The organism is Metabacillus idriensis (assembly GCF_009674765.1).
Taxonomy (GTDB): domain Bacteria; phylum Bacillota; class Bacilli; order Bacillales; family Bacillaceae; genus Bacillus_P; species Bacillus_P idriensis.
This window is the reverse complement of sequence record NZ_WKKF01000020.1, coordinates 1-26,996: the sequence shown is the minus strand read 5'-3', so window position 1 is coordinate 26,996 and position 26,996 is coordinate 1. Positions and strand designations below refer to the sequence as shown.

The window sequence follows — 26,996 nt, the reverse complement described above, 5'->3', positions numbered from 1 at the left end:
CCAACAATCATCGAGTACACAATCATCAAGTGAAAGTGAGGCAGCATTAGATGAAAGCAACTGGTATAGTACGTCGTATTGATGATTTAGGCCGTGTGGTGATACCGAAGGAAATACGCAGGACCCTGCGCATCCGAGAAGGAGATCCGCTTGAAATCTTCGTCGACCGGGACGGAGAAGTCATATTGAAAAAGTATTCACCAATCAGTGAGCTTGGCGATTTTGCAAAAGAATATGCCGATGCTCTATATGACAGCCTTGGACATCCCGTGCTGATATGTGACCGTGACACATACATAGCAGTTTCAGGCGGCTCCAAAAAGGAATACATGAATAAAAATATTAGCGAACAGGTTGAAAAAGCAATGGAAGAACGCAGCTCTGTGCTGAACACAGAAGGCGGGAATATCCAATTGATAGATGGAACAAGCGAAGAGCTTAAATCCTTCACAGTTGGACCGATTGTTGCTAATGGAGACCCTATCGGTGCTGTTGTGATCTTTTCAAAGGATCAGGCTGTCGGTGAAGTCGAGCATAAGGCAGTAGAAACAGCAGCTGGATTTTTGGCTCGTCAAATGGAACAGTAGTCATTATTCATATCGTATTATCAGGCAGCGATTTTTTGCTGCCTTTTCTTGTGTGACAGTATTTATATTGTCTTGAACAATGATGTCTAGCTCCATCGCCCAACTCCTCGGCCAGAACGGATCCGAAAGTATTGGCAAAAAGCGCCTTTTCTGTCGGATCCTTATCTGTCTGTCGGAGCTAAACGGGCGCTTCCGCTTTTCTAGTGGGTTACATATTGTGATATAATAGGCACGTTCAGCTTAAAATTGGAAGGGGAATTGGGCGATGGACGTCCGTTCTGATACATCAGCAAATCTCTTCCTGCAAGGTGCCTTTGTATTGACACTTTCGGGACTTATAATAAAGATCATGAGCGCTGCTTACAGGGTGCCTTATCAAAATATTGTCGGAGACATCGGATTTTACATATATCAGCAGGTTTATCCTTTTTACGGGATTGCTATTATGCTTGCTACAACCGGATTTCCGGTCATTATTTCAAAATTAATCATTGAATTTGGAGATAAAGAAAACAATTCCTCTCTTTTTTCTATCCTGAGGATTTCCTTTTTGTTCTTAATTTCCGTTTGTGCTTTGTTCTTTTTATGCCTCTATTTAGGCGCTGTGTACATTTCAGAAATCATGGGCGATGCTGAGCTTGCCCCGCTGCTTAAGATTATTTCATTCACTTTTCTTTTGCTTCCCTTTATATCTATTGCAAGGGGTTATTTTCAAGGGTTGGATACTATGCTGCCTACCGCTCTCTCCCAAGTAACAGAACAAGGAATCAGAGTTGTGACGATTCTTCTCTTTTCATATATTCTGATTCAAAATGGCTACTCTCTGTATGAGGCGGGAGAAGGAGCGTTGTTCGGCTCTTTGACTGGTGGAATAGCTGCAGCAGCAGTATTATCCGTGTTTTTGGCCAAGGATAAAAGAAGAGCTCTTTTTTTTCAAATAGAGAAATCATCAATTCACGCAAAAACAATTATTAAGTATTTATTAATCAATACAATGACCATTTGCATAACAAGCTTAATGCTGATTTTCATCCAAATGATTGATGCCATGCAGCTCTATTCGGCGCTCCGCTCTAACGGAATCGAAATGTCAGCAGCCAAAGCTCTAAAAGGAATATATGACAGGGGACAGCCTCTGATTCAGATAGGAACAGTGGTTGCAACATCCTTTTCCTTATCATTAGTTCCGCTTATATCATATGCGAAAAAGAATCATGAAGATGGAGTGATTTCAGATAAAATAACGAGTTCCATGAAAATCTGCACGGTGATTGGAACAGGGGCGGCAGCAGGACTGATCGTGATTATGGAGCCGACAAACATCATGCTGTTCCGGGATGCATCAGGAACCAGTGTGCTTGGGATTTTAGGCATATCCGTTTTGTTTACATCCTATGCCCTGACCCTGTCTGCTATCTTACAGGGTCTAAGCTTTACCTTTTTCCCGGCAGCAGCAGTTGTAATTGGATGCGCGGTTAAACTCGGTTTAAACATTCTTTTGGTTCCGTCGATGAATACGGAGGGAGCAGCTATTGCAACCGTGGCAGCATATGCAGTGATCGGTCTTTTGAATGCCTGGTATTTAAAAACGAAAGGGTACATGCTCATCAGCTGGAAGGATATGCAGAAGACAGCAGCCGCTGCAGGTCTGATGCTTGCGTTACTTTCTCTATATATGTCAGTCTTTGATCAATATTGGGCTGATCATAACCGATTGGCGGCTACTATCGGATCATTATCAGGTGCTTTAGCAGGAGCGGTTATCTATCTATTGGCCATTTTAAAACTTTCTATTTTTACGAAAAACGAACTCGCTGCATTTCCGGGCGGAAAGAAGCTTGAGAAGTTTTTAAAATAAATGAAACGGGGTATGGAATGATGGTGAAAAAGATTACAGTAGTAGGTCTTGGGGGCTCGGATGCCAGTCATTTGCCGCTTGGAGTTTATCGAACACTTACATCAGCCTCCCACTTGTTTTTAAGAACAAAAGAACATCCGGTTGTTGATGAACTGCGGGCAGAACTGCCGGATTACAGAACATTTGATCACCTCTACGAAGAGAATGATCAATTCGGCGATGTTTACGCTAAAATTGAACTGGAGCTATACAAGGAAGCAGAAGATAAAGAGGTTATCTACGCTGTTCCTGGACATCCCCTTGTTGCAGAGCAGACGGTTCAATTGCTGCTTCAAAATGGAGGACAGAGAGGCTATGAGATCCATATAGCAGGAGGCCAAAGCTTTTTAGATGCTACATTTACTGCGCTTCAAATCGACCCGATTGACGGATTCCAAATGGCAGACGGTCTGACGATGAAGAGAGAGCAGTTAAATTACAGGCAGCACCTGATTATTTGCCAGGTATATGATCAAATGGTTGCTTCCGAAGTGAAACTGACGCTGATGGAAGATTTGCCTGATGACTATGAGGTTCAGATTGTTACAGCGGCCGGAAGCAGTCAGCAAAAGATCGTAAAGGTGCCTCTCTTTGAGCTTGACCGGGTTACGTCGGTTAACAACTTAACAAGTGTGTATGTGCCTCCCGCAGAGGATGAGAGCATTCTGAATCACCAATTTTCATCACTTCGCTCGGTGATTGCGGAGCTTCGAGGACCAAACGGGTGCCCATGGGATTTGAAGCAGACCCATCAATCTCTGAAAAAGTATTTGATTGAAGAATGCTATGAGTTAATTGAAGCCATTGACGAAGGAGATGATGAACATGTGGTTGAAGAGCTTGGAGATGTTCTCCTTCAGGTCATGCTCCATTCTCAAATTGGCTCAGACGATGGCATGTTTTCAATTGATGATGTCATCAGAACATTAACAGAAAAAATGATCCGCAGACATCCGCATGTTTTTTCAACGGCTGTTGTAAGCGGTTCGGACGAAGTACTGTCAAACTGGCAGGAGATAAAGCGTGCAGAAAAGGGATCAGATGAAAAAGAGTCCCTTTTGAAATCGATTGCCGGCTCACTCCCTGCGTTGTCTAAAGCCTACCATATTCAAAAGAAGGCAGCTAAAGTCGGCTTTGACTGGGATCATGCTGAGTCAGCATGGGAAAAGGTTCAGGAAGAGATGCAGGAGTTCAAGGCTGAAACAGCGGAAAAACACGCTGATCAATCGAAAATTCTTGCAGAGTTTGGTGACATCCTCTTTGCACTGGTCAACATTGGCAGATTTTACGATGTAGAACCTGAGGAAGCCTTATCGGCAACCAATCATAAATTTAAAAGACGATTTGAATATATAGAGAAAAAAGCAAATGAGCTTAATCAAAACCTGGAAGAGATGTCTATTGAAGAAATGGATTCTTACTGGAATGAAGCAAAAAGCAAAGGGCTATGAAGGGGTGCTGAAAAGATGAGACTAGATAAATTTTTAAAGGTTTCAAGACTGATCAAAAGACGTACACTTGCAAAGGAAGTGTCTGATCAAGGAAGAATTACGGTAAACGGTACAGTTGCAAAAGCAAGTTCTATTGTCAAATTGGGTGATGAGCTTGCGATTCGATTCGGGCAAAAGCGCATTACGGTAAAAATTGAAAACCTGCAGGATTCATCCAAAAAAGAGGATGCTGCAGGCATGTATTCTCTTGTAAAAGAAGAAAAGATCAGCGAAGAATAGAATTTGATATCATACGAGGGCTTGTTCTATTTCGCATTCTCGGCTCATAGAAATAGGTAAGAATATTTCTTAGAAGAATGCGGGGGTTGGCAATGAATCAATATTATGATAATCAATCACAGCCTAAGGGAACGATCCAAGAGCATGATGTTATTATGAGAGGCCGTAAACTGCTTGATATTACAGGAGTAACACATGTGGAAAGCTTTGATAATGAAGAGTTTCTGCTTGAAACGGTGATGGGTGCTCTTGCCATCCGCGGTGAGAATCTCCAAATGAAAAATTTGGACGTTGATAAAGGGATCGTCTCGATAAAAGGGAGAATTTTTGATCTCGTCTATCTCGATGAGCATCAGACGGAGAAAGCTAAAGGACTCTTTAGCAAGTTGTTTAAATGACGCTCTCCACTCAATTCCTGACGATGCTTTCCATGGTTTGTTCAGGCTGTTTTATTGGCGCTTCTCTTGATACTTACGGCCGCTTTCTAATGCGGCCGAGAAGAGCCAAATGGGTCGTTTTCATAAATGACATCTTATTTTGGCTCGTTCAGGGCCTCCTTTTATTTTATGTTCTCCTGAACGTGAATGAAGGAGAATTCCGCATCTACATTCTGCTTGCCCTGCTGTGCGGATATGCAGCTTATCAGAGCTTGATCAAGGGTATTTACTTAGCGCTTCTCGAATTCATCATTAAGTGTGCAGTCGGTATTTATAAAACGGTGCTGAAGATGGGGAACTTCTTATTGGTGAAGCCCATTATTGGCATTTTAAATTTATTGACAGCGATTATAAGCGGACTTGTCATTTTTTTATGGAACTTGTTAAAATGGATGGCAAGAGTGGTTTTTCTTATTGCAAAGGTGCTGTTATCTCCCGTTTTTTGGATCTTGAAAGGATTGTGGAGACTGATACCTTTGTCCATCAGAAACTTTTTTTACAGGTTTTTCAAGAAAACAGCAGGATTTTATGAGAAAATCAAGAATAAGAGTGGTAACTTATGGATTTCGTGGAAAAAGAAGAAATAAAGGAGGCTAATGAATGAGTCTCGCTAAAGATCGGAAAATTACGCAGCTTCAATCACAATATATGCAGCAGCAGGAGCGGAAAGATCAGATTTTAAAAAGGCGAAAACGAGGATTGATCAGGCGGCTTACATTATTTGGATTGATTGCGGCGGTAACTTCTGTTATCGTATTAACGACTCTCATATCTCAATCAAGTGCCATTAATGAGAAGGTTCATCAAAAGAAAGAACTTAAAACTCAATTAACGGAGCTTCAAAAAGATGAAAAGGTATTAGAGGAAGAGATCGTAAAGTTGAATGATGATGAGTATATTGCTAAAATTGCTCGTCGGGACTATTTTTTATCGGAAGACAACGAGATTATCTTCACGTTGCCAAAAAAAGATAAAGAGTAGTGTTGTTGACACTTGATTTTTGGATTATGTATAATTAAATAAATGAGTTTTTTATGTTTATTAAGGAGGAGCATTTTTTTTATGTCGATAGAAGTTGGCAGCAAGTTACAAGGTAAGGTAACGGGCATTACAAATTTCGGAGCGTTCGTAGAGCTTTCGGGTGGCACTACAGGACTCGTCCACATCAGTGAAGTTGCTGATAATTATGTGAAAGATATTAACGATCACTTAAAAGTCGGTGACGAGGTAACCGTTAAAGTCATCAATGTAGAGAAAGACGGAAAAATTGGCTTGTCAATTAAAAAGGCAATTGATCGTCCTGAGCGCCCAGAACGTTCAGAACGCCCGAATCGCTCAGACCGTCCAAACCGCTCAGATCGTCCAAGAGGCAGAACGAACACAAATGAATTCCGCCCTAAGGAGAATTTCGAGCAAAAGATGAGCAGGTTCTTAAAAGACAGTGAGGATCGCTTATCATCACTTAAACGCAATACAGAATCAAAGCGCGGCGGTCGCGGAGCAAGAAGAGGTTAACTTGCTGCTATCTGATATAAATGCTGAAACGGCAGAGAAAGTACATGGGAATGTGCTTTCTTTTTTTATGGCTCTTTTTATTTAATGATTAGAATGCCAGGATGCTAGCTGAACTGAGTGACCGGGACTGTTCTTGAGACAAAGCTGCATTTCTTTATCCGATCAATCAAAATAAGTGAATGATTTTCAAAAATAGACCCTTTTTATTCCGACAATGTTTACTGAATATTTCAACTTTCTATTTTTTGTTGACGAAAGTCGAAATCCTTTGTATTATATATCTTGTGCCTTATAACATTTGGCAGTTAAAATGGCGGTGTAGCTCAGCTGGCTAGAGCGTACGGTTCATACCCGTGAGGTCGTGGGTTCGACTCCCTCCGCCGCTACCATTTTTTCCGGCCCGTTGGTCAAGCGGTTAAGACACCGCCCTTTCACGGCGGTAACACGGGTTCGAATCCCGTACGGGTCATCACTTTGAAAACCCTGATTTTCCTTAATGGAAAATCAGGGTTTTTTTGTTTTGCTTTTATAAAAATAAAAAGCTTTTTCGGGCATTTTGTCGCTATTCAAAAAAACAGTCGAACGTTTCTTGGGATGAGCTTCCTTCTTTTGACAAAATCTTTTTTTTGCCTTCGATATAATAACCACAACATTAAAAAGTGGGGGAATGAAAATATGGAAAAGGTAGAAAGAAGGGTTATCGAGCCCATGACGGAAGTGAATCTTGAGAGGACGCATCAATGGTTTAATCGTTCTGTTCATCGTTTGGGAACAAGATTGCAGCTGCTCTTTTTGCATAAAGGTCTTCTTTATGTGCTGATCGGCTTTCTGCTGGGAAGGGCGCTTATTCTAACGGAAGTACTTCCATTTGCACTGCCGTTCTTTGGCGCTGTTCTTTTAATGAAAAAAGATAAAGCGCTATTCTCCTCGCTTGCTCTGATCTCAGGAGCTGTCACCATATCGTGGCAGACCTCCCTATTTGTTACAGCCTCTATTCTTATCTTTCTGATCATGAAAAAAGTAATCTCTCTATTCTATAAAGATAAAATGAAAGCATTGCCGTTTGTTGTTTTCATCTCGATGATGTTGACTAGAATCGGTTACTTCTATTTGCAGGGCTCGCTCACGCTGTACGATTATATGATGGCAGGGGTTGAGTCAGGACTTGCGTTTATCCTGACACTTATCTTTATGCAGAGCCTGCCTCTTATATCTGCCAGAAAGTACAAGCAGTCTCTTAAAATAGAAGAAATCATCTGCATTATGATTCTGCTTGCTTCCGTGCTGACCGGTTTTGTCGGAGTTACTTACCAGGAGCTGCAGGCAGAACATATTCTATCGAGATATATTGTCCTTCTGTTTGCTTTTATTGGAGGATCCAGCATTGGGTGTACAGTTGGTGTTGTAACCGGTTTAATCCTGAGTCTTGCCAATGTCGGCAATCTCTATCAAATGAGTCTCCTTGCCTTCTCAGGCCTGCTTGGAGGGCTCTTAAAAGAAGGGCAGAAGTTTGGGGCGGCCATTGGTCTGTTAATCGGCTCTCTGCTGATTTCACTTTACGGTGAAGGGTCAAACGACCTGATGATAAACTTATCAGAATCACTCATTGCCATTGGGTTATTTCTATTAACACCAAAGGCAATTACAAATAAATTAGCCAAGCATATTCCAGGAACAAACGAACATACACAGGAACAGCAGCAGTATGTAAGAAAAATCAGGGATGTAACAGCGCATCGGGTAGATCAATTCTCTCAAGTATTCCATGCCCTTTCAGAGAGCTTTGTCACATTCTATGAGAAAAGTGAAGAGTCAGAAGATCAAAGGGGGACCGACTTGTTTTTAAGCACGATAACAGAAAAAACCTGCCAGACCTGTTTCAAAAAAGAAAGGTGCTGGGTGCAGAACTTTGATACAACCTATGATTTTATGAAGACAATTATGCATGAAAGCAAACAGAATACGTATCATAGCAATCGGAAATTAAAAAAGGAATTTGAGAGATATTGTTCAAAACCAAAGAAAGTAGAGGAGGCTATTGATCAGGAAATCAACTATTATGACGCGAATGAAAAGTTAAAAGAGCAGGTGCAGGAGAGCAGAAGGCTTGTAGCGGAACAGCTGATGGGCGTTTCGCAGGTCATGGAGGATTTTGCTAAGGAAATAAAACGGGAGAGGGAAAACCATTTTGTTCAGGAGGAACAAATCCTTGAGGCGCTCCAAAGCTTTGGGATTGAAATCGGCCATGTGGATATTTACAGCCTGGAACAGGGGAACGTTGATATCGAGATGAGCATTCCATTTTGCAATGGACACGGTGAGTGCGAGAAGATTATCGCACCAATGCTCTCTGATATTCTGGAAGAGTCAGTGATCGTCAAACATGAAGAATGCTCGAGCTATCCGAACGGATACTGTCACGTGTCCTTTGGTTCTTCGAGAACATATAGAGTTGATTCCGGTGTAGCTCATGCCGCAAAAGGAGGAGGTCTTGTTTCAGGAGACAGTTATTCAACGATTGAACTTGGCTTTGGAAAGTATGCAATTGCGATCAGCGACGGAATGGGGAATGGGGTGAGGGCCCACTTCGAGAGTAATGAGACGATCAAGCTGCTCCAAAAGATTTTGCAGTCCGGAATTGAGGAAAAAGTGGCAATCAAGACAATAAATTCCATTTTATCTTTGAGAACCACAGATGAAATCTTTTCAACGCTTGATCTGGCTATTGTGGATCTGCAGGATGCAACCTGCAAGTTTTTAAAGATTGGATCGACTCCAAGCTTCATTAAACGCGGCGATACAATTATGAAAATTCAAGCGAGCAATCTGCCGATGGGAATAATCGATGAATTTGATGTCGATGTGGTTGGGGAGCAGCTGAAGGCTGGAGACCTTCTGATTATGATGAGCGACGGCATCTTTGAAGGGCCAAAGCATGTGGAGAATCATGATTTATGGATGAAGAGAAAGATTAAAGAGTTAGAGACGATGGACCCGCAGGAGGTTGCAGATTTAATTATGGAGGAGGTTATCCGGACAAGAGCAGGCAAGATTGAGGATGATATGACAGTGGTTGTAGCCAAGATCGATCATAATACTCCTAAATGGGCTTCTATACCGACGTCCAAGCACTATAAAAAACAGAATGTGATGTAGAAGAAGCACCCTTTAAACAAGTCCCTTCTAAAGTATAAAACTCTTATTTCCTGGCGAGGATGGTAGTACATTATTTCCTTGGTGATAAGAGGATGAGGATATTAGGAGGGGCTAAATTAAAATGAATAAAGGGAAGTTAAAACAAATTCTGCTTATAACAGACGGCTGCTCAAATCATGGCGAAGATCCAATAGCGATGGCAGCTCTTGCGAAAGAACAAGGAATTTCAGTGAACGTGATCGGAATTGTAGAAGAAAATGTAATTGATCAGGAAGCAATCGATGAGATTGAAGGAATTGCTATGTCTGGCGGAGGCGTAAGCCAGATTGTCTATGCCCATCAGCTTTCTCAAACGGTGCAAATGGTGACAAGGCAAGCGATGACTCAAACTCTGCAAGGGGTGGTCAATTCTGAACTTCAGCAAATCCTCGGGAAGAAAGTGACGATGGAGGAGCTTTCTCCTGAAAAACGGGGAGAGGTGATGGAAGTAGTCGATGAGCTTGGCGAAACGATCGGCATGGAGATTTTAATTTTAGTAGATATGAGCGGAAGCATGAAGCCAAAGCTGCCAACTGTAAAAGAATCACTTTTGGATTTATCCATCAGTCTAAATTCGAGAATAGGGGAAAATCAATTTTCCGTGTCAGTATTTCCTGGGAAAAAGGAAGAGGTTGAAACCATTTTAGAATGGACACCGAAACTTGAATCTCTATCCGCTATTTTTCCTAAACTTACAACAGGCGGCATTACACCGACCGGCCCGGCTATTCGTGACGGCATCCACTCATTTAAGAAAAAGCGTTCTTTAAGGAGTTTGCTCTCAGATGATGAACAATACTTCAATGAATCAAACATGTAAAGCGGCACCAGGCACCATTATCAAGGGAAAATGGCATCATCAGCAATACCGGATTGTGAAAGCTCTTGGTCAGGGTGCTACAGGGATTGTCTATTTAGCAGAGGGAAAAAATGGACTTTCAGCTCTCAAAGTCAGTGAGAACAGCATGTCCATTACTTCTGAAGTGAATGTCCTTAAACACTTTTCAAAGGTCCAGGGGAATTCCCTTGGGCCTGCTTTAATTGATGTAGATGATTGGATGAATCCCCGGACTCGAACACAAGTTCCTTTTTATGTTATGGAGTATATTAAAGGAAAGCAATATCTTGATTTTATCGGGAACAATGGACATGAGTGGATTGGTGTTTTAACGATTCAGCTCCTCTCCAATCTGCAGGAGCTTCATCAGGCAGGATGGGTTTTCGGCGACTTGAAGCCGGAGAATCTGATTGTTGCTGACAGGCCTGTTCGGCTAAGGTTTATAGATGTTGGAGGAACAACGCTTCAGGGAAGATCGATAAAAGAGTTCACCGATTTTTTTGACAGAGGGTACTGGGGACTTGGGACCCGTAAGGCGGATCCTGAGTATGATCTGTTTGCAGCTGCTATGATCGTAATTAATTCTGTATACCCTAAACGGTTTAAAAAGCAGGGAGACGGATATAGTCAGCTGGATGCTGTTATTCAGTCAAATCCATATCTGCGCCAGCATTCTGCCGTTTTAAAAAATGCCATCTTGGGAAAATACAAATATGCTTCTGAAATGAAACAGGATTTTCTGCAGTCTCTTTATCCAAAACCGAGCAGAAAGCCTCCTGCTTCAGTCAAACAGCCCGCTCAGAATCAGCAACAGAAAACTACGCGTGTGCAGGTTAAAAAGAAGAGCAGAGTAAGCGGATGGGCAGAAACGATGCTGATTATTGCCGCCTTATGTATTATCTATTCGTTCTACGTATATCACTATCTCATGTAAATTTGATAAATGTGTGAACGGGGGACTTCTTTTTTGCAGACGCCAAAGTATGCGTGATAGTATGAATGTTAGAATGTACCGTTCTCAGACAGGATGGGTTTTAGGAAGAACTTATTAAATTCAGCTATAAAAGAGGAATGCCATGCTAGAACGTTTCCGGACTTTTCTTAATGTAAACGATATAAAAGATGCCACCGTTGTAATTGGGGTTTCAGGCGGTCCTGATTCGCTCGCCCTTCTTCATCTATTTATGAGGTTTCAGCAATCTTTGCGTCTTTCAATCATTGCTGCTCATGTGGATCATATGTTTAGAGGTTCAGAATCAGAAGAAGAAATGGAATTTGTTAAGCGCTATTGCCGTTCAAATGGAATTCTATGTGAAGCTGTTCAGCTGAACGTTCTTGATTTCGCCCGCAAGCACCCGGAAATGAGTGCTCAGAATGCAGCCAGAGAGTGCCGCTACTCTTTCTACAGCAAGGTAATGGAGAAACATAATGGAGCGTTTCTGGCATTAGGGCATCATGGCGATGATCAGGTTGAAACCATTTTGATGAGAATGACAAGAGGAGGCCTTGGTGCTTCAATTGCAGGAATTCCTGAAATGCGTGAGTTTAACACGGGGAAAATCATTCGTCCGTTCTTATCCTTTACAAAAGATCAAATTCTTGCGTACTGTCATGAACACGGGCTGTCTCCGCGTTTTGATCCAAGCAACGAGAAGCAGGACTATACAAGAAATCGCTTCCGCAAACATGTTTTGCCGTTTCTTAAGGAAGAAAACCCTAAGGTTCATGAGAGATTTCAGTTTTTCAGCAGAACATTTAGAGAAGATGAGCAGTTCTTACAGGAATTAACGATAGAAAAATTGAATACAGTATTGAAAAGGAAAGAAAAGAACGAAATCGAACTGAATATTGAAATGTTTAAAACCCTGCCTATGCCTTTACAAAGAAGAGGTATTCAACTAATATTAAACTATCTTTACGAAGATATTCCATCTTCCCTTTCTTCTATACATATAGAGAGTCTTCAGTCCTTACTCTCGCAAAAACATCCTTCCGGTTCACTTGATTACCCAGACGGTCTAAAAGTAATCAAATCCTATAAAACGTGTTTGTTTACTTTTGAACAAAACACAGACCAGTCATATGAGATGCAGGTGCAGATACCTTCACGCACAGCCCTCCCAAACGGGTATATCATAACTTGTGAAATTTCGGACAGGAGTCCTGATGATCTGTCAGGGAACCATGTGTTCGTCATGCCATATTCTTCTTTGAACAAGCCCTTGCTTATCCGCACAAGAAGGCAGGGTGATAAAATCAAACTGAAAGGCATGAACGGTACGAAAAAAGTAAAAGATATATTTATTGATGCTAAAGTACCGATCAATAAGAGAAACAGCTGGCCTGTTTTAGAAGATGGCAGCGGTAATATCCTCTGGCTTCCCGGCCTAAAGAAATCTTCCTTTGAAGAATACGGGTTAACCGAGGGTGATTGTGTTGTACTGGAATATAAAGAGCAATGATTTTGTAGGGGGCAACTTGTAATGAAGCAGGATATCGAAAAAGTATTAATCACAGAAGAAGAGATCAGTGTCAAAGTAAAAGAATTGGGCAAAGTGCTGACGGAAGAATACAAAGACCGTTTTCCGCTTGCAATCGGTGTTTTAAAAGGTGCTATGCCTTTTATGGCTGACTTGCTGAAGAACATTGATACATACTTGGAAATGGACTTCATGGATGTTTCGAGTTATGGTACATCTACAGTCTCTTCCGGAGAAGTTAAAATCCTTAAGGATTTGGATACTTCAGTTGAAGGCAGAGACATTTTGATCATCGAAGATATCATCGACAGCGGACTGACTTTAAGCTACTTAGTTGAGCTTTTCCGTTACCGCAAAGCAAAAACAATCAGCATTGTGACGCTGCTTGATAAACCGACTGGACGCAAAGCTGATATCCAGGCGGATTATGTAGGCTTTGAAGTGCCGGATGCATTTGTAGTCGGCTATGGCTTGGATTACATTGAACGCTACCGCAATCTTCCGTACATCGGCGTACTGAAGCCTGAAATTTATCAAAATAAATGACACTGGATTTTGTCAAGTACACAAATGGCTAATTAGTTGTATTGCCATGATTTTCTATGATACTATTTAAAATAGTTGTGTTTACTGTGGGAGGAGGTAAGGAATGAATCGGATCTTCCGTAATACCATATTTTATTTATTAATCTTTTTAGTGGTAATTGGAGTCGTCAGTTTTTTCCAAGGAAACAATACAAAAACTGAACCATTAACTTACAGCAAATTCATTTCCGAACTTGAGGCTGGGGATGTTGAAGAAATAACGATTCAGCCGCTGCGCGGGGTATATGAAGTAAAAGGTAAGTTAACTGATTATAAAGAAGATGAGTTATTTGTAACTCATGTATTAAGCGACAAAGCATTAGACCGTGTGGATGCTGCTGCTCAGGGGAAAACGAATGTTAAGTTCGTTCCTGCAGAAGAAACCAGCGGATGGGTAACATTCTTTACATCCATCATTCCTTTTGTCATTATCTTCATTCTTTTCTTCTTCTTGCTCAACCAGGCTCAGGGCGGCGGCAGCCGTGTCATGAACTTTGGAAAAAGCAAAGCCAAGCTTTACACCGAAGAAAAGAAAAAGGTCAGATTTAAAGACGTTGCAGGTGCAGATGAAGAGAAGCAGGAGCTTGTAGAAGTCGTGGAATTCCTGAAGGATCCGCGTAAATTCGCAGAGCTTGGTGCACGTATTCCTAAAGGTGTTCTTCTTGTAGGACCTCCTGGAACAGGTAAAACGCTTCTTGCTCGTGCTGCTGCCGGAGAAGCTGGCGTGCCATTCTTCTCTATAAGCGGATCTGATTTCGTTGAAATGTTTGTCGGTGTAGGGGCTTCACGTGTTCGTGATTTGTTTGAGAATGCGAAAAAGAATGCACCGTGTATTATCTTTATTGATGAAATTGATGCAGTCGGCCGTCAGCGCGGCGCGGGTCTCGGCGGAGGCCACGATGAGCGTGAGCAGACACTTAACCAATTGCTGGTTGAGATGGACGGATTCGGCGGAAATGAAGGAATCATCATGATTGCTGCTACAAACCGCCCTGACATTCTTGACCCTGCATTATTGCGTCCAGGCCGTTTTGACCGTCAGATTACGGTTGACCGTCCTGATCTTAAAGGCCGTGAGGCAGTGCTCGAAGTACATGCCCGCAATAAGCCTTTAGATGATTCTGTTAACTTAAAATCAATCGCTGCTCGTACACCTGGATTTTCAGGAGCAGATCTTGAAAACTTGCTGAATGAGGCTGCACTTGTTGCTGCCCGCCGTGATAAGAAAAAGGTCGATATGACTGATATCGATGAAGCAACAGACCGTGTAATTGCTGGTCCTGCGAAGAAGAGCCGTGTTATTTCTCAAAAAGAACGCAAAATTGTTGCCTACCATGAAGCAGGGCATACAATTATTGGAGTGATACTTGATGAGGCTGATATGGTGCACAAAGTAACAATCGTTCCGCGCGGTCAAGCCGGCGGGTACGCAGTTATGCTTCCGAAAGAGGATCGTTACTTTATGACGAAGCCTGAGCTTCTTGATAAAATTACCGGACTGCTTGGAGGCCGTGTAGCTGAGGACATCGTATTCGGCGAAGTCAGCACAGGAGCATCCAATGACTTCCAGCGTGCGACAGGCATTGCCCGCCGCATGGTTACGGAGTTTGGTATGAGTGATAAGCTTGGACCATTGCAATTTGGCCAATCTCAAGGACAAGTGTTCTTAGGTCGCGACTTTAACAGTGAGCAGAACTACAGTGATGCCATTGCACATGAAATTGATATGGAAGTGCAGCGCTTCATTAAAGAAAGCTATGAGCGTGCTAAGAAGATTCTTACTGAGAATCGTGATAAATTAGAGCTGATTGCTCAAACACTGCTTGAAATTGAAACACTTGATGCAGAACAAATTAAACATCTTGTGGATCATGGCACATTGCCGGAACGTCCGGCTGCAGGTCTTGATAAAAAACAAGAAGATGTGAAAGTAAACATCCTCCCGAAAAAGGATGAAGAACAAACGTCTGAAATACATGAAGATCGCAAAGAAGATTAAGTGATCTGATACAGAACCGCATGTTCATTATGAGCTTGCGGTTCTTTCTTTTTGCATTTCATCTTCTAAAAAGAATAAAATGGAGATGTTGTGTATTTCGTAGAATAAAAATGGATTCAGTTCTTATTTTTAACCGATTCGAATCCTTAACTCATATGATATGATTGAAAAGAATGAACATTGGGTTGGTAAAAGAAACTAGACAAAGTGGTGATACATATGTTTTTAGTATTGGATGTAGGGAATACAAATACGGTTTTAGGCGTTTTTGAAAGTGATGAATTAAAACATCACTGGCGTATTGAAACGACAAGAAACAAAACGGAAGATGAATTTGGCATGCTGATCAAATCATTATTTGAGCATGAAGGCATACATCTTTCCGACATAAAAGGCATTATTATTTCGTCCGTTGTTCCTCCAATAATGTTCTCTCTTGAGAGAATGTGCTCAAAGTACTTTAAGCAAAAGCCTTTAGTTGTAGGACCGGGAATTAAAACGGGTCTGAACATAAAATATGAAAATCCGCGCGAGGTTGGGGCTGACCGTATTGTAAATGCAGTAGCGGGCATTCACTTATACGGAGGACCATTGATTATTGTTGATTTTGGTACAGCCACAACCTATTGCTATATCAATGAGGAAAAACAATATATGGGGGGAGCTATTGCCCCTGGAATTAACATTTCGACAGAAGCGTTATATTCACGTGCTGCCAAACTTCCGAGAATCGAAATTGCAAGACCGGATGATATTATCGGAAAAAATACAGTAAGTGCGATGCAGGCCGGTATTTTATTTGGCTATGTAGGACAAGTTGAAGGTATTGTTAATAGAATGAAACAACAGGCAAAAGCAGAGCCTAAGGTTATTGCTACAGGAGGACTGGCATCATTGATTGCATCTGAATCAAGTGTGATTGAAATTGTCGATCCTTTTCTGACGTTAAAGGGCCTGCAGCTAATTTATGAAAGAAACAGCATATAATTTGGAAGGTGAGATTACATTGGATTATCTAGTAAAGGCACTTGCGTTTGACGGACAAGTGCGTGCATATGCAGCTAAAACAACAGATACAGTAGGAGAAGCACAAAGAAGACACCAGACGTGGCCGACTGCTTCAGCAGCTTTAGGCCGGTCTATGACAGCTGGGGTTATGCTTGGATCTATGCTTAAAGGCGAGAACAAAATGACGATTAAAGTTGAGGGAGGCGGGCCTATCGGTGTCATTGTTGTAGACAGCAATGCAAAAGGCGAAGTCCGAGGCTACGTCACAAACCCTCAAACTCATTTTGATCTTAACGAAAAAGGCAAGCTTGATGTTGCAAAAGCGGTAGGTACTTCAGGAATGCTTTCGATTGTGAAGGATCTTGGAATGAAAGAACATTTCACCGGTTCTGTTCCGATCGTATCTGGTGAATTAGGCGAGGATTTTACTTATTACCTTGTATCCTCAGAGCAGGTTCCTTCTTCTGTGGGTGTTGGCGTACTAGTGAATCCGGATAATACCATCCTTGCAGCGGGAGGATTCATCATTCAATTAATGCCGGGTACAGATGAATCAACTATTGCAGAGATCGAAAAACGTCTTGGCAGTGTTGAGCCAATCTCGAAATTAATTCAAAAAGGATTAACTCCTGAAGAAATTCTTTTTGAAGTATTGGGAAAAGAAAATGTGAAGCTTCTTGATAAACATTCTGTTGCGTTCCATTGTCCTTGCTCCCGCGATAGAATTGCCAATGCCATTATCAGCCTTGGGGCAGAAGAAATTCAAAGCATGATTGAAGAAGATGGCAAAGCAGAAGCGGAATGTCATTTTTGCAATGAAAGATACCATTTTAATAAAGAAGAATTAACAGAGCTGAAAGAAAGCGCCTCAAACTGAACAATGAAACAGGAGATGGAGAAATGAGTGGAAAAACAGTATGGCCAATCATTTTCGGTCTTGTCATCATTAATTGTTTTACCTTGGCGTATTTCTTATCTAAAGATGACAGTATGGCAGCTGTTGTTTCTGGTAAAAACCAGGAATCTGAGTCAATTGCTGTGGTCGGAAAAAAAGAAATTACCAGGGAAGACTGGATGGCTGAGCTTGAAGAGCGTTTCGGAAAAGAAACCCTTGAAGAGATGATTAATTTTACAGTAGTTGAGGAGCTTGCTGAAAAGCACAGCATCAAGATCCCGGAAGAAGAACTTGACCGCGAGCTTACGATATACAAATCCATGTACAACTCGCTTGACAATGAACATCTTACAGATACTAAAGAACTGCGCGAACAAATCAGGTACAGCATTCTGCTGGAAGAATTGTTAACAAAGGATGTTGAAATATCTGATAAGGAATTAAAAGCCTATTATGACTCCAACAAAGACCTGTATTCCATTGAGGATTCGTATCACTTATTCCATATTGTAACGAAGACAGAGAAAGATGCTTTAAAAGTGATAGAAGAACTAAAAGGCGGCTCAAGCTTTGAAGCGCTGGCCTCTGAAAAATCAATAGATGAATTCACTGCAAATGAGGGCGGAGATCTTGGATTTGTGTCAGAGAATAATGATTATCTTCCCTCGCAATATGTTGTAGAGGCTGAGAAGCTGAAGGTTGATGAGTGGAGTAAGCCGATTAAAAGTGATCTTGGCTATTCTGTCCTTTTATTAAAAGAAAAGCTTGATGGAGTCCAGTATTCATACGAAGATGTGAAAAACCAAATGAGAAGGCAGATTGCACTAGAACAAATGGAATCTGCGGTATCTGTTAAACCGTTGTGGGAAGAGGCGGGGGTTACGTGGTTTTATGGAGACAATGCCTCTAAAGAATAAGCAGTTTGTCCTATTCGAGAAGTAAGAAAAGATTGACAATTCAGACTGGGTTTTGGTACATTCTTTTTAAAGCCAATAAAAATACTCGGAAATAGAGGTGGTCAGATTGACGCGTGTAGCAAATTCTATACACGAACTGATTGGGGAAACACCGATAGTGAAGTTAAATCGAATCGTAGAAGAGAATAGTGCTGATGTTTATTTGAAGCTTGAGTTCATGAATCCGGGCAGCAGTGTAAAAGACCGGATTGCACTGGCGATGATTGAGGCAGCTGAAGAAAAGGGTCTGCTTAAATCAGGAGATACGATTATTGAGCCGACAAGCGGCAATACGGGAATTGGCTTAGCGATGGTTGCTGCTGCCAAAGGCATTAAGGCAATCTTGGTTATGCCTGAGACAATGAGTATGGAGCGCCGTAATCTTTTAAGAGCATATGGAGCTGAGCTTGTGCTCACACCAGGTCCTGAAGGAATGGGCGGAGCCATTCGAAAAGCTGAAGAGCTTTCTAAAGAACATGGCTACTTCATGCCTCAGCAATTTAAAAATGAAGCAAATCCAGACGTTCACCGCAGAACAACAGGTCCTGAAATTGTGAGCCAAATGGGCGATCAGCTTGATGCATTTATTGCAGGTATCGGAACTGGAGGTACAATCACTGGGGCAGGCGAAGTGCTGAAAGAAGCTTATCCGGATATTAAGATCTATGCAGTTGAGCCTTCAGACTCACCAGTATTGTCTGGCGGTAAACCAGGTCCTCATAAAATTCAGGGCATCGGCGCAGGATTTGTCCCTGAAATCTTGAAAACAGACATTTACGACGGAGTCATTACCGTTAAAAATGAAGAAGCATTTGAGGTTGCCCGCCAAGCTGCTAAAGAAGAAGGCTTGCTTGGAGGAATTTCTTCAGGTGCAGCCATTAAAGCGGCATTGCAAGTTGCGAAAGAATTAGGCAAAGGCAAAAAAGTGCTGGCCATTATTCCAAGCAACGGTGAAAGATACTTAAGCACTCCTCTTTATCAATTTGATTAAAAATAAAAACAGCCCCCGGGCTGTTTTTTCTTTATTGCCGTTCAGTTTCCTCTCCTTTCAATATTTTCATCATGTAATCTTCTTGTGTTTTAGGTAAAATGAAAGTATGAGTTTTAAAGGAGAGGGTCCAGATGCATCTTGAGAGAAAGCCGCTCGCAAAAAAAACGGCATACAATCTTGATTTCTTTAAACAATATCAGCATCTATCAAAACATGAGGAGTATCATGCTTTTTTAGAGAGCGGCAGAGGCGGACGGTACAGCATCGCAGGACTTAAGCCTGCGGCGATAGTACGAGGGAAAGATTCTGTTTTAAACATAGAAGTGAAAGATTCTGCAGAAGAACGGAAAGGGAATCTGCTCGATGTATTCAGAGATTGGTTTTCTGCTTATAAATCTGTAAAAGATGAAGAGCTTCCCGATTTTCAGGGAGGAGCCATTGGCTTTTTCAGCTACGATTGTGTAAGATATTTCGAAAAGCTGGATCGGCATTCAGAAGATGATCTTGATACACCTGATTTGTTTTTCCTGCTGTTTGATGACCTTGCTGTTTATGATCACCAAAAGCGTGAAGTTTGGTTCATTACCCATTACCCTGCGGATAATGAAGTAGAAGAGGCGAAGAAGCGTCTTGCTGAAATGGAACACAGGTGGACTGAGGAGCCCGCTGAGCCGTTTATTCATAAACCGGCCGCTGAGCCTGGAACGGATGCTTTAAAGGGTGCTTTTACTAAAGAATCATTTATGGAAGCGGTAGAGAAAATCAAAGAATATATTGAGAGCGGCGATGTTTTTCAAGTGAACTTATCCGTAAGGCAAACGCAGCCACTCGGAGTCCATCCGCTTAAAGTATATGAAACCCTAAGAGAATTAAACCCTTCTCCTTATATGGCCTATCTTGAATTAAAGGATTTCCAGATTGTCAGCGGATCTCCAGAGCTTTTAGTGAAAATTGATGGAGAAAAGGCAAGCACGCGCCCCATTGCAGGAACCAGATCCAGAGGGGAAAATGAAGAAGAAGATACAAAGCTTGCAAATGAACTGATTGAAAATGAGAAGGAACGGGCAGAGCACGTTATGCTCGTCGATCTCGAGAGAAATGATTTAGGCCGGGTGTGCAAATACGGAACGGTTGAAGTAAATGAGTTCATGGTCATTGAAAAGTATTCGCACGTCATGCATATTGTTTCAAATGTCCAAGGAACATTAGCTGAGGGCAAAGACTATATCGACGTTTTTAAAGGTGTTTTTCCTGGCGGCACGATAACAGGGGCGCCGAAAATTAGAACGATGGAAATCATTGAAGAGCTGGAACCATCACGTAGAGGCATATATACGGGATCAATCGGCTGGATTGGATATAATGGTGATATGGAGCTGAACATTGTCATCCGCACACTGCTTGCAAAGGATGGACATGCCTACATCCAGTCAGGAGCGGGGATCGTCATTGATTCAAATCCAAAGCATGAATACAAAGAGTCATTGAAAAAGGCACAGGCCTTACTGAGAGCAAAAGAGCTGAGTGAAGAAGAGAATATGACAGCAGAGGTGAGAGAAAGATGATTTTAATGATTGATAATTATGATTCATTTACGTTTAATTTAGTGCAGTATTTAGGAGAACTTGGTGAGGAACTGCTTGTCCGCAGGAACGATGAAATCACTTTGGATGAAATTGAAGAGCTTGCTCCCGATTTCCTGATGATTTCGCCAGGGCCGTGCAGTCCTAACGAAGCGGGAATCAGTCTTGCGGCAATCGAACGCTTTGCAGGGAAAATCCCTATCTTTGGTGTTTGCCTTGGGCATCAATCCATTGCCCAGGTATTTGGCGGTGATGTCGTCCGTGCTGAACGGCTAATGCACGGAAAAACATCAGAGATGCATCATGATGGAAAAACGGTTTTTCAGGATATTGAAAATCCATTTACCGCAACTCGCTATCATTCCTTAATTGTGAAAAGAGAAACATTGCCTGAGTGTTTTGAGATTACAGCTTGGACAGATGAAGCTGAAATTATGGCGATTCGTCATAAAACTCTTCCGATTGAAGGGGTGCAATTTCATCCTGAATCGATTATGACTTCTTTCGGGAAACATTTACTCGGCAATTTCATCAAAACTTACCAGCCGTCCAAAAAACTGGTTTAACGATATGTATATTTACCTTAATTCAGGTTATGTAAAAGCTGAGGATGCGAAAATCTCTCCTTTTGATCATGGATTTCTGTATGGATTAGGGGCATTTGAAACATTCAGGCTGTATAAGGGGCACCCTTTTTTGCTGGAGGATCATTTGCACCGTCTCCGGGGTGCCCTGGAAGAGCTTCATATCCACTTAGATCTGTCCGGTCTGCAAATTGAGGAAGTGATTCAGAAACTGCTTGTCCTGAATCAGCTGGAGAACGAGGACGTTTCAGTTCGTTTAAATGTTTCAGCTGGCGCCGGCGGGCTTGCCTTTGGTGCAATGGAATATATGGAGCCTACTGTGATGCTCTTTATGAGGAAGCTGCCTGAAATGCCTGAGGACTTTGACAAGTGCGGGCGCATCTTATCACTGCCCCGAAACACCCCTGAGGGAGAGCAGCGCCTGAAGTCGCATCATTATCTTAATAATGTTTTAGCCAAGCATGAAATCGGCAATGAACCATCAATTGAAGGCATTTTTTTAACGAAAGAAGGTTTTGTGGCAGAGGGGATTGTATCAAATCTTTTTTGGGCAAAAGACCAAATCGTCTATACCCCTGCAATTGATACTGGGATTTTAAATGGGATTACCCGCCAGTTTGTTATTCGCTGTTTAGAAACAAACAGTGTTCAGGTGGAAGAAGGTTTCTATTTGGCAGAAGAGCTGCTGAAGGCTGATGAGGTATTTGCGGTCAATTCTGTTCAGGAGATCATTCCTTTAAAAGAAATTGGTTCCCAATCTTTTTTAGGGAAAAAAGGTGAAATTACGCAAACACTACAGAAGAAGTATAAGCAAAATGCAATGCTGCTGAAAAGCAGATTTGAGCTGTAAAGGATTGATGAGAAGATGGACACGATCTTGTTGGATAATAAAAGAGAATTATCATGCGGCCCTTATAGATTAAACCTCAGCGAGAAAACCTTTATCATGGGGATCTTAAATCTTACTCCGGACTCTTTCTCTGATGGAGGAAGATTTAATCATATAGATGCTGCACTAGCGCATGCAGAAGAGATGATTGCTGATGGGGCGGATATCATTGATGTTGGCGGTGAATCCACACGTCCAGGGGCGGAGTATGTTGATGCTGCTGAAGAGATTAAAAGAGTGGTTCCGATCATTGAAAAACTTTCTAAGGCCATCAATGTGCCAATATCTATCGATACGTATAAAGCAGATGTCGCTGAACAGGCCATCCTGGCAGGAGCAACTATCATCAACGATGTTTGGGGAGCAAAAGCAGATCCAAATATGGCTGCTGTAGCGGCCAAGTACAATGTCCCAATTGTTTTAATGCACAATCGGCAAGAGCGAAATTACGGCAGCCTGATTTCTGATATGATTGCCGATCTTAATGAAAGTGTAGAAATTGTCAAGCGGGCCGGTGTTCAGGATGATAAGATTATCTTAGATCCGGGTATAGGTTTTGCAAAGACAATGGAGGATAATCTTGTTGTCATGAGAAACCTTGAAACATTTTCGCAGCTTGGCTATCCGGTTCTTCTGGGAACATCAAGAAAAACCTTCATTGGCCGCATTCTTGATCTGCCTCCTTCTGATAGAATGGAAGGAACGGGCGCCACAGTGTGCCTCGGCATTGAAAAGGGATGCAGCATTGTGCGTGTGCATGATGTTCAGAGCATTGCAAGAATGGCTAAAATGATGGATGCGATGCTTGGAAAAGGGGCGGCTGTTCATGGATAAAATTTTTGTAAGCGGCATGGAATTCTACGGGTATCACGGGGTATTCTCAGAAGAAACAAAACTCGGCCAGCGCTTCCGCGCAGACCTCACAGTTGAGATTGATTTGCGCGAAGCGGGGCGCACGGATGATCTTCAGCATACAGTGAACTATGCTTCTCTCTATAACATCTGTAAAGACATCGCAGAAGGCAAGCCTTATAAGCTTGTAGAATCTGTAGCGGAAAAGATAGCTGAAAAAGTGCTGAAGGAATTTCAGCAGGTAAATCATTGCACGGTAAAACTGTACAAGCCGGACCCTCCAATCGCAGGACATTATCAGCACGTTGCGGTTGAAATAGGAAGAGGCCGCGAATGAACAAAGCCTATCTTGCACTTGGATCTAATATTGGAGACAGAGAGCGTTATTTAAAAGATGCCATCCTATGCCTGAATGAGCATTCGGACATAGAGGTAGAAAATATTTCCTCTATTTATGAAACAGATCCAGTAGGCTACGAAGATCAGGATGCATTTTTGAACATGGTGCTCTCCGTCTGCACAGATTTATCAGCGTTTCAGCTGCTCGATGTTATGCAGAAGATTGAAAAAGAGCTTGGGAGAAAAAGAGAAGTAAAATGGGGTCCGCGAACTTTAGACCTTGACATTTTATTGTTTAATCATGAAAATATTGAAACAGAGCACCTAATTATTCCTCACCCAAGGATGTTAGAACGTTCGTTCGTATTAATACCGCTTTATGAGATACAGCCAGATATAAGGATTCCAAACAGCGAGCAGCCGCTTTCGTTGATTATAGATCAATTAACAGATAAAAAAGGAGTACGAATATGGAAGCAGAAAAATGGGGAAGACGTATTCGCGCTTTTCGAAAGCTAAAAGGATATACTCAAGAAGGCTTTGCAAAAGATCTGGGTATTTCCGTGTCTGTTTTAGGTGAAGTTGAACGGGGAAACAGACTGCCGAATGATCAGTTGATACAAGAAGTAGCGGCCGCACTGAATGTCACCATAGAAGAATTATCACCAAGAGATTAGAAAGGGGGGTCAAACAATGTTTAAAATAGGCGATATTCAAATGAAAAACCGTGTTGTTCTTGCACCGATGGCTGGAGTCTGCAACTCTGCATTCCGTCTGACAGTAAAAGAATTTGGAGCGGGTCTCGTCTGTGCTGAAATGGTAAGCGATAAAGCGATTCTATATAACAATGCAAAAACGATGGGCATGCTTTATATCGATGAGCGCGAAAAACCATTAAGTCTTCAAATTTTCGGAGGGAAAAAAGACACACTGGTAGAAGCAGCTAAATTCGTAGAGAAGAATACGACTGCAGATATTATCGATATTAATATGGGGTGCCCTGTACCTAAAATCACAAAATGTGATGCGGGTGCAAGATGGCTCCTCGATCCAGACAAAATATACGATATGGTTTCTGCTGTTGTCGACGCTGTTGAAAAACCAGTTACCGTTAAAATGCGCATGGGCTGGGATGACGAGCATATCTATGCTGTCAGAAATGCTCAGGCAGTTGAAAGAGCTGGCGGGAAAGCCGTAGCGCTTCATGGCCGTACAAGAGTTCAGATGTATGAAGGAACGGCAAATTGGGATATCATTAAAGAAGTTAAACAATCCGTCAATATTCCTGTTATCGGAAATGGCGATGTTCAAACTCCTCAAGACGCAAAAAGAATGCTTGATGAAACAGGTGTGGATGGCGTCATGATCGGCCGTGCGGCTCTTGGAAACCCATGGATGATCTATCGTACAGTTCAGTATCTTGATACTGGAGAATTGATCGGTGAGCCGTCAGTACGTGAAAAAATGGAAGTCTGCAAGCTTCACTTGGACCGCTTAATCGCGTTAAAAGGTGAAACTGTAGCTGTCAGAGAAATGAGAAAGCATGCTGCATGGTACCTTAAAGGAATCCGAGGCAACGCTATCGTAAGAAACGCCATTAATACAATGGATACAAGAGATGAGCTCGTAAACTTGCTTGACGAGTTCACACTAGAGGCAGAAGCAAAACAACAAAACAGCATTCAGGCAGGATAATCTGTCTTTCAACGCAGCGATTGCAAACTGCCAGTTTGAACTGGCAGTTTTTCTGCTTTCGTTCGTAACTAATAGAATAGGAGCTGATTTTTTTGAGTCACGAAGAATTAACCCACGAAGAATTGAATGACCAGCTGAAAGTGAGACGGGAAAAACTACATACATTGCGCGAAAAAGGTTTGGATCCATTCGGCAAACGCTTCGAGCGTACGGGTTATACAGCACAATTGGTGCGCGAGTACGGTGAAATTTCAAAAGAAGATCTTGAAGAAAGAGAAATCTCTGTTACGCTTGCCGGAAGAATCATGACAAAGCGCGGCAAAGGTAAAGCGGGATTCGCTCACATTAAAGACATCGAAGGGCAAATTCAGATCTATGTTCGCAAAGATGCTGTAGGCGATGAGCAATATGAGCTTTTCAACACAGCTGACTTAGGAGATATTGTCGGGGTTACAGGTGTTATGTTTAAAACAAAAGTGGGCGAGCTTTCTATTAAAGTCACAAGCTTTGAATTGCTGACAAAATCATTGCGTCCTCTTCCAGACAAATTTCACGGTTTAAAAGACATCGAGCAGCGCTACCGTCAAAGATACCTGGATTTAATCATGAACGACGAGAGCAAAAGCACATTTATCGCACGCAGCAAGATCATTCAGTCTATGCGCCGTTATTTGGACCAAAACGGATACTTAGAGGTTGAAACTCCAACTATGCATACAATTGCAGGCGGAGCATCAGCACGTCCGTTTGTAACGCACCACAACGCACTTGATATGCAATTGTACATGCGCATCGCGATTGAGCTTCATTTGAAGAGACTTATTGTGGGCGGCATGGAAAAAGTATATGAAATAGGCCGTGTGTACAGAAACGAAGGTATTTCTACACGCCATAACCCGGAGTTCACTATGATTGAGCTTTATGAGGCTTATGCTGACTACAGAGATATCATGTCACTAACTGAAAACCTGATCGCTCATATTGCGAAAGAGGTAACGGGATCTACAAAAGTGACTTATGGCGAATATGAGATTGATCTTCAGCCTGAGTGGACTAGACTGCACATGGTTGATGCGATTAAGGAGCGTACAGGTGTAGACTTCTGGCAGGAAATGACTGTTGAAGAAGCCCGTGCTCATGCAGCTGAGCATAATGTAGAAATCAACAAGAATATGACGGTTGGCCATATCATCAATGAATTCTTTGAGCAAAAAGTAGAAGAGCACTTAATTGAACCGACATTTATCTTTGGTCATCCGGTTGAAATCTCTCCTCTTGCGAAAAAGAATGATGAAGATCCTCGTTTCACTGATCGTTTTGAGCTATTCATTGTAGCTCGCGAACATGCGAACGCATTTACAGAACTAAATGATCCAATTGATCAAAAAGAGCGTTTTGAAGCACAGCTCCAAGAAAGAGAACAAGGAAACGACGAAGCGCATATGATGGACGAAGATTTCATTGAAGCTTTGGAATACGGAATGCCTCCAACAGGCGGTCTTGGTATCGGAATTGACCGTGTTGTAATGCTTCTGACAAACTCATCTTCTATTAGAGATGTATTGTTATTCCCGCATATGAGACATCGTTAATATAGGTTAAAAACCTCCGTTTGAAGACGGAGGTTTTTTTATTTTATTTTTTTGTAAAAAAGGCTTGCTTAATAGTGTTAGCGGTGATATATTATTAAACGTTGCCGCAAAAAAGCGGACAAACAGAAAAACAAAAAGTTGAAAAGAGTGCTTGACTTATTAAAACGAATTTGTTATTATAATAAAGCTGCTCTTGAAGCAAATGATCTTTGAAAACTAAACAAAACCAAAAGTGTACCAAACGTTTTAAATTTTTAAGTCAGCAACAAATTGAGTCACAAATTTTCTTCGGAGAGTTTGATCCTGGCTCAGGACGAACGCTGGCGGCGTGCCTAATACATGCAAGTCG

27 protein-coding genes, 2 tRNA genes and 1 rRNA gene are annotated in these 26,996 nt (G+C 42.0%); all 30 read left to right on the top strand.

Translation table 11 applies throughout. From position 1 onward, the window contains the following. Positions 1 to 50 precede the first annotated feature (50 nt). Positions 51 to 587 carry a stage V sporulation protein T gene (gene spoVT / locus GJU41_RS23775; RefSeq protein ID WP_070877654.1) on the top strand — a complete coding sequence of 179 codons (537 nt, stop codon included), beginning with the start codon at positions 51 to 53 and terminating at the stop codon, positions 585 to 587. Between the two features lie 265 nt (positions 588 to 852). Continuing rightward, a complete protein-coding gene (locus GJU41_RS23770) occupies positions 853 to 2,445 on the top strand; it encodes a putative polysaccharide biosynthesis protein (RefSeq protein ID WP_070877655.1) in 1,593 nt (530 codons plus the stop codon). 20 nt (positions 2,446 to 2,465) lie between these two features. Next, positions 2,466 to 3,935 carry a bifunctional methyltransferase/pyrophosphohydrolase YabN gene (gene yabN, locus GJU41_RS23765; RefSeq protein ID WP_154319778.1) on the top strand — a complete coding sequence of 490 codons (1,470 nt, stop codon included), beginning with the start codon at positions 2,466 to 2,468 and terminating at the stop codon, positions 3,933 to 3,935. A 15-nt stretch (positions 3,936 to 3,950) separates the two neighbouring features. Continuing rightward, positions 3,951 to 4,214, top strand: a complete 264-nt coding sequence (locus tag GJU41_RS23760) for an RNA-binding S4 domain-containing protein (protein ID WP_070877657.1) — start codon at positions 3,951 to 3,953, stop codon at positions 4,212 to 4,214. Positions 4,215 to 4,306: 92 nt separating this feature from the next. Next, the gene (gene yabP / locus GJU41_RS23755) at positions 4,307 to 4,612 is read left to right on the top strand and encodes a sporulation protein YabP (RefSeq protein WP_070877658.1); all 306 of its coding nucleotides are present in this window, start codon (positions 4,307 to 4,309) and stop codon (positions 4,610 to 4,612) included. After that, on the top strand, positions 4,609 to 5,238 hold the full coding sequence (gene yabQ / locus GJU41_RS23750; RefSeq protein WP_070877659.1) for a spore cortex biosynthesis protein YabQ: 630 nt from the start codon (positions 4,609 to 4,611) through the stop codon (positions 5,236 to 5,238). Before yabP ends, yabQ begins: the two co-directional genes overlap by 4 nt. Positions 5,239 to 5,251: 13 nt before the next feature. Next, positions 5,252 to 5,632, top strand: a complete 381-nt coding sequence (locus tag GJU41_RS23745) for an FtsB family cell division protein (protein ID WP_070877660.1) — start codon at positions 5,252 to 5,254, stop codon at positions 5,630 to 5,632. Positions 5,633 to 5,713: 81 nt separating this feature from the next. Beyond that, positions 5,714 to 6,166 (top strand): S1 domain-containing RNA-binding protein, encoded by a 453-nt coding sequence (locus GJU41_RS23740; RefSeq protein ID WP_070877661.1) that lies wholly within the window; start codon positions 5,714 to 5,716, stop codon positions 6,164 to 6,166. Positions 6,167 to 6,478: 312 nt separating this feature from the next. Further along, a tRNA-Met gene (locus GJU41_RS23735) sits at positions 6,479 to 6,555 on the top strand. Positions 6,556 to 6,563: 8 nt separating this feature from the next. Beyond that, positions 6,564 to 6,635 (top strand) — tRNA-Glu (locus GJU41_RS23730). Positions 6,636 to 6,841: 206 nt separating this feature from the next. Next, complete coding sequence (gene spoIIE / locus GJU41_RS23725) at positions 6,842 to 9,322, top strand: stage II sporulation protein E (RefSeq protein ID WP_070877662.1); 2,481 nt, start codon at positions 6,842 to 6,844, stop codon at positions 9,320 to 9,322. A 121-nt stretch (positions 9,323 to 9,443) separates the two neighbouring features. Further along, positions 9,444 to 10,181: a vWA domain-containing protein gene (locus GJU41_RS23720; protein WP_070877663.1), complete on the top strand. Its 738-nt coding sequence runs from the start codon at positions 9,444 to 9,446 to the stop codon at positions 10,179 to 10,181. Beyond that, positions 10,147 to 11,133 carry a protein kinase domain-containing protein gene (locus tag GJU41_RS23715; protein WP_191559219.1) on the top strand — a complete coding sequence of 329 codons (987 nt, stop codon included), beginning with the start codon at positions 10,147 to 10,149 and terminating at the stop codon, positions 11,131 to 11,133. Before GJU41_RS23720 ends, GJU41_RS23715 begins: the two co-directional genes overlap by 35 nt. Before the next feature lie 142 nt (positions 11,134 to 11,275). After that, positions 11,276 to 12,661, top strand: coding sequence for a tRNA lysidine(34) synthetase TilS (tilS, locus tag GJU41_RS23710; protein WP_154319777.1), 1,386 nt, complete (start codon positions 11,276 to 11,278; stop codon positions 12,659 to 12,661). A gap of 21 nt (positions 12,662 to 12,682) precedes the next feature. Next, positions 12,683 to 13,225: a hypoxanthine phosphoribosyltransferase gene (gene hpt, locus GJU41_RS23705; RefSeq protein WP_070877665.1), complete on the top strand. Its 543-nt coding sequence runs from the start codon at positions 12,683 to 12,685 to the stop codon at positions 13,223 to 13,225. Between the two features lie 103 nt (positions 13,226 to 13,328). Beyond that, entirely contained in the window at positions 13,329 to 15,263 is a 1,935-nt protein-coding gene (gene ftsH / locus GJU41_RS23700; RefSeq protein WP_070877666.1) for an ATP-dependent zinc metalloprotease FtsH, read from the top strand. Positions 15,264 to 15,482: 219 nt separating this feature from the next. Then, the gene (locus GJU41_RS23695; protein ID WP_070877667.1) at positions 15,483 to 16,250 is read left to right on the top strand and encodes a type III pantothenate kinase; all 768 of its coding nucleotides are present in this window, start codon (positions 15,483 to 15,485) and stop codon (positions 16,248 to 16,250) included. Between the two features lie 19 nt (positions 16,251 to 16,269). Further along, entirely contained in the window at positions 16,270 to 17,148 is an 879-nt protein-coding gene (gene hslO / locus GJU41_RS23690) for an Hsp33 family molecular chaperone HslO (RefSeq protein WP_175443523.1), read from the top strand. A gap of 23 nt (positions 17,149 to 17,171) precedes the next feature. Continuing rightward, a complete protein-coding gene (locus tag GJU41_RS23685; RefSeq protein WP_070877669.1) occupies positions 17,172 to 18,083 on the top strand; it encodes a peptidyl-prolyl cis-trans isomerase in 912 nt (303 codons plus the stop codon). Between the two features lie 106 nt (positions 18,084 to 18,189). Continuing rightward, positions 18,190 to 19,113 carry a cysteine synthase A gene (gene cysK / locus GJU41_RS23680; protein WP_154319776.1) on the top strand — a complete coding sequence of 308 codons (924 nt, stop codon included), beginning with the start codon at positions 18,190 to 18,192 and terminating at the stop codon, positions 19,111 to 19,113. 131 nt (positions 19,114 to 19,244) lie between these two features. After that, positions 19,245 to 20,678, top strand: a complete 1,434-nt coding sequence (gene trpE, locus GJU41_RS23675) for an anthranilate synthase component I (protein ID WP_154319775.1) — start codon at positions 19,245 to 19,247, stop codon at positions 20,676 to 20,678. Then, positions 20,675 to 21,262, top strand: a complete 588-nt coding sequence (pabA, locus tag GJU41_RS23670) for an aminodeoxychorismate/anthranilate synthase component II (protein WP_154319774.1) — start codon at positions 20,675 to 20,677, stop codon at positions 21,260 to 21,262. Before trpE ends, pabA begins: the two co-directional genes overlap by 4 nt. A 4-nt stretch (positions 21,263 to 21,266) precedes the next feature. Continuing rightward, positions 21,267 to 22,130 (top strand): aminodeoxychorismate lyase, encoded by an 864-nt coding sequence (gene pabC, locus GJU41_RS23665; RefSeq protein WP_154319773.1) that lies wholly within the window; start codon positions 21,267 to 21,269, stop codon positions 22,128 to 22,130. Between the two features lie 15 nt (positions 22,131 to 22,145). Beyond that, entirely contained in the window at positions 22,146 to 23,003 is an 858-nt protein-coding gene (folP, locus tag GJU41_RS23660) for a dihydropteroate synthase (protein ID WP_070877674.1), read from the top strand. Next, on the top strand, positions 22,996 to 23,358 hold the full coding sequence (gene folB / locus GJU41_RS23655; RefSeq protein WP_070877675.1) for a dihydroneopterin aldolase: 363 nt from the start codon (positions 22,996 to 22,998) through the stop codon (positions 23,356 to 23,358). Before folP ends, folB begins: the two co-directional genes overlap by 8 nt. Then, complete coding sequence (gene folK / locus GJU41_RS23650; protein WP_070877676.1) at positions 23,355 to 23,879, top strand: 2-amino-4-hydroxy-6-hydroxymethyldihydropteridine diphosphokinase; 525 nt, start codon at positions 23,355 to 23,357, stop codon at positions 23,877 to 23,879. Before folB ends, folK begins: the two co-directional genes overlap by 4 nt. Next, complete coding sequence (locus GJU41_RS23645) at positions 23,831 to 24,037, top strand: helix-turn-helix domain-containing protein (protein WP_070877677.1); 207 nt, start codon at positions 23,831 to 23,833, stop codon at positions 24,035 to 24,037. The genes folK and GJU41_RS23645 overlap by 49 nt, the downstream gene beginning before the upstream one ends. 16 nt (positions 24,038 to 24,053) lie before the next feature. Further along, a complete protein-coding gene (gene dusB / locus GJU41_RS23640; protein WP_070877678.1) occupies positions 24,054 to 25,055 on the top strand; it encodes a tRNA dihydrouridine synthase DusB in 1,002 nt (333 codons plus the stop codon). A 92-nt stretch (positions 25,056 to 25,147) separates the two neighbouring features. Next, complete coding sequence (lysS, locus tag GJU41_RS23635; protein ID WP_070877679.1) at positions 25,148 to 26,647, top strand: lysine--tRNA ligase; 1,500 nt, start codon at positions 25,148 to 25,150, stop codon at positions 26,645 to 26,647. 285 nt (positions 26,648 to 26,932) lie between these two features. After that, a 16S ribosomal RNA gene (locus GJU41_RS23630) occupies positions 26,933 to 26,996 on the top strand; the annotation flags it as partial.

Bases quoted from the DNA above. Each gene is read 5' to 3' on its own strand.
- GJU41_RS23715 (WP_191559219.1), top strand. From the start codon at position 10,147: ATGATGAACAATACTTCAATGAATCAAACATGTAAAGCGGCACCAGGC.
- hpt (WP_070877665.1), top strand. From the start codon at position 12,683: ATGAAGCAGGATATCGAAAAAGTATTAATCACAGAAGAAGAGATCAGT.
- yabP (WP_070877658.1), top strand. From the start codon at position 4,307: ATGAATCAATATTATGATAATCAATCACAGCCTAAGGGAACGATCCAA.
- GJU41_RS23760 (WP_070877657.1), top strand. From the start codon at position 3,951: ATGAGACTAGATAAATTTTTAAAGGTTTCAAGACTGATCAAAAGACGT.
- pabC (WP_154319773.1), top strand. From the start codon at position 21,267: ATGTATATTTACCTTAATTCAGGTTATGTAAAAGCTGAGGATGCGAAA.
- GJU41_RS23685 (WP_070877669.1), top strand. From the start codon at position 17,172: ATGAGTGGAAAAACAGTATGGCCAATCATTTTCGGTCTTGTCATCATT.
- tilS (WP_154319777.1), top strand. From the start codon at position 11,276: ATGCTAGAACGTTTCCGGACTTTTCTTAATGTAAACGATATAAAAGAT.
- yabN (WP_154319778.1), top strand. From the start codon at position 2,466: ATGGTGAAAAAGATTACAGTAGTAGGTCTTGGGGGCTCGGATGCCAGT.
- spoIIE (WP_070877662.1), top strand. From the start codon at position 6,842: ATGGAAAAGGTAGAAAGAAGGGTTATCGAGCCCATGACGGAAGTGAAT.
- yabQ (WP_070877659.1), top strand. From the start codon at position 4,609: ATGACGCTCTCCACTCAATTCCTGACGATGCTTTCCATGGTTTGTTCA.
- GJU41_RS23745 (WP_070877660.1), top strand. From the start codon at position 5,252: ATGAGTCTCGCTAAAGATCGGAAAATTACGCAGCTTCAATCACAATAT.
- GJU41_RS23695 (WP_070877667.1), top strand. From the start codon at position 15,483: ATGTTTTTAGTATTGGATGTAGGGAATACAAATACGGTTTTAGGCGTT.
- dusB (WP_070877678.1), top strand. From the start codon at position 24,054: ATGTTTAAAATAGGCGATATTCAAATGAAAAACCGTGTTGTTCTTGCA.
- GJU41_RS23645 (WP_070877677.1), top strand. From the start codon at position 23,831: ATGGAAGCAGAAAAATGGGGAAGACGTATTCGCGCTTTTCGAAAGCTA.
- trpE (WP_154319775.1), top strand. From the start codon at position 19,245: ATGCATCTTGAGAGAAAGCCGCTCGCAAAAAAAACGGCATACAATCTT.
- GJU41_RS23770 (WP_070877655.1), top strand. From the start codon at position 853: ATGGACGTCCGTTCTGATACATCAGCAAATCTCTTCCTGCAAGGTGCC.
- folB (WP_070877675.1), top strand. From the start codon at position 22,996: ATGGATAAAATTTTTGTAAGCGGCATGGAATTCTACGGGTATCACGGG.
- GJU41_RS23720 (WP_070877663.1), top strand. From the start codon at position 9,444: ATGAATAAAGGGAAGTTAAAACAAATTCTGCTTATAACAGACGGCTGC.
- ftsH (WP_070877666.1), top strand. From the start codon at position 13,329: ATGAATCGGATCTTCCGTAATACCATATTTTATTTATTAATCTTTTTA.
- folK (WP_070877676.1), top strand. From the start codon at position 23,355: ATGAACAAAGCCTATCTTGCACTTGGATCTAATATTGGAGACAGAGAG.
- spoVT (WP_070877654.1), top strand. From the start codon at position 51: ATGAAAGCAACTGGTATAGTACGTCGTATTGATGATTTAGGCCGTGTG.
- pabA (WP_154319774.1), top strand. From the start codon at position 20,675: ATGATTTTAATGATTGATAATTATGATTCATTTACGTTTAATTTAGTG.
- GJU41_RS23740 (WP_070877661.1), top strand. From the start codon at position 5,714: ATGTCGATAGAAGTTGGCAGCAAGTTACAAGGTAAGGTAACGGGCATT.
- folP (WP_070877674.1), top strand. From the start codon at position 22,146: ATGGACACGATCTTGTTGGATAATAAAAGAGAATTATCATGCGGCCCT.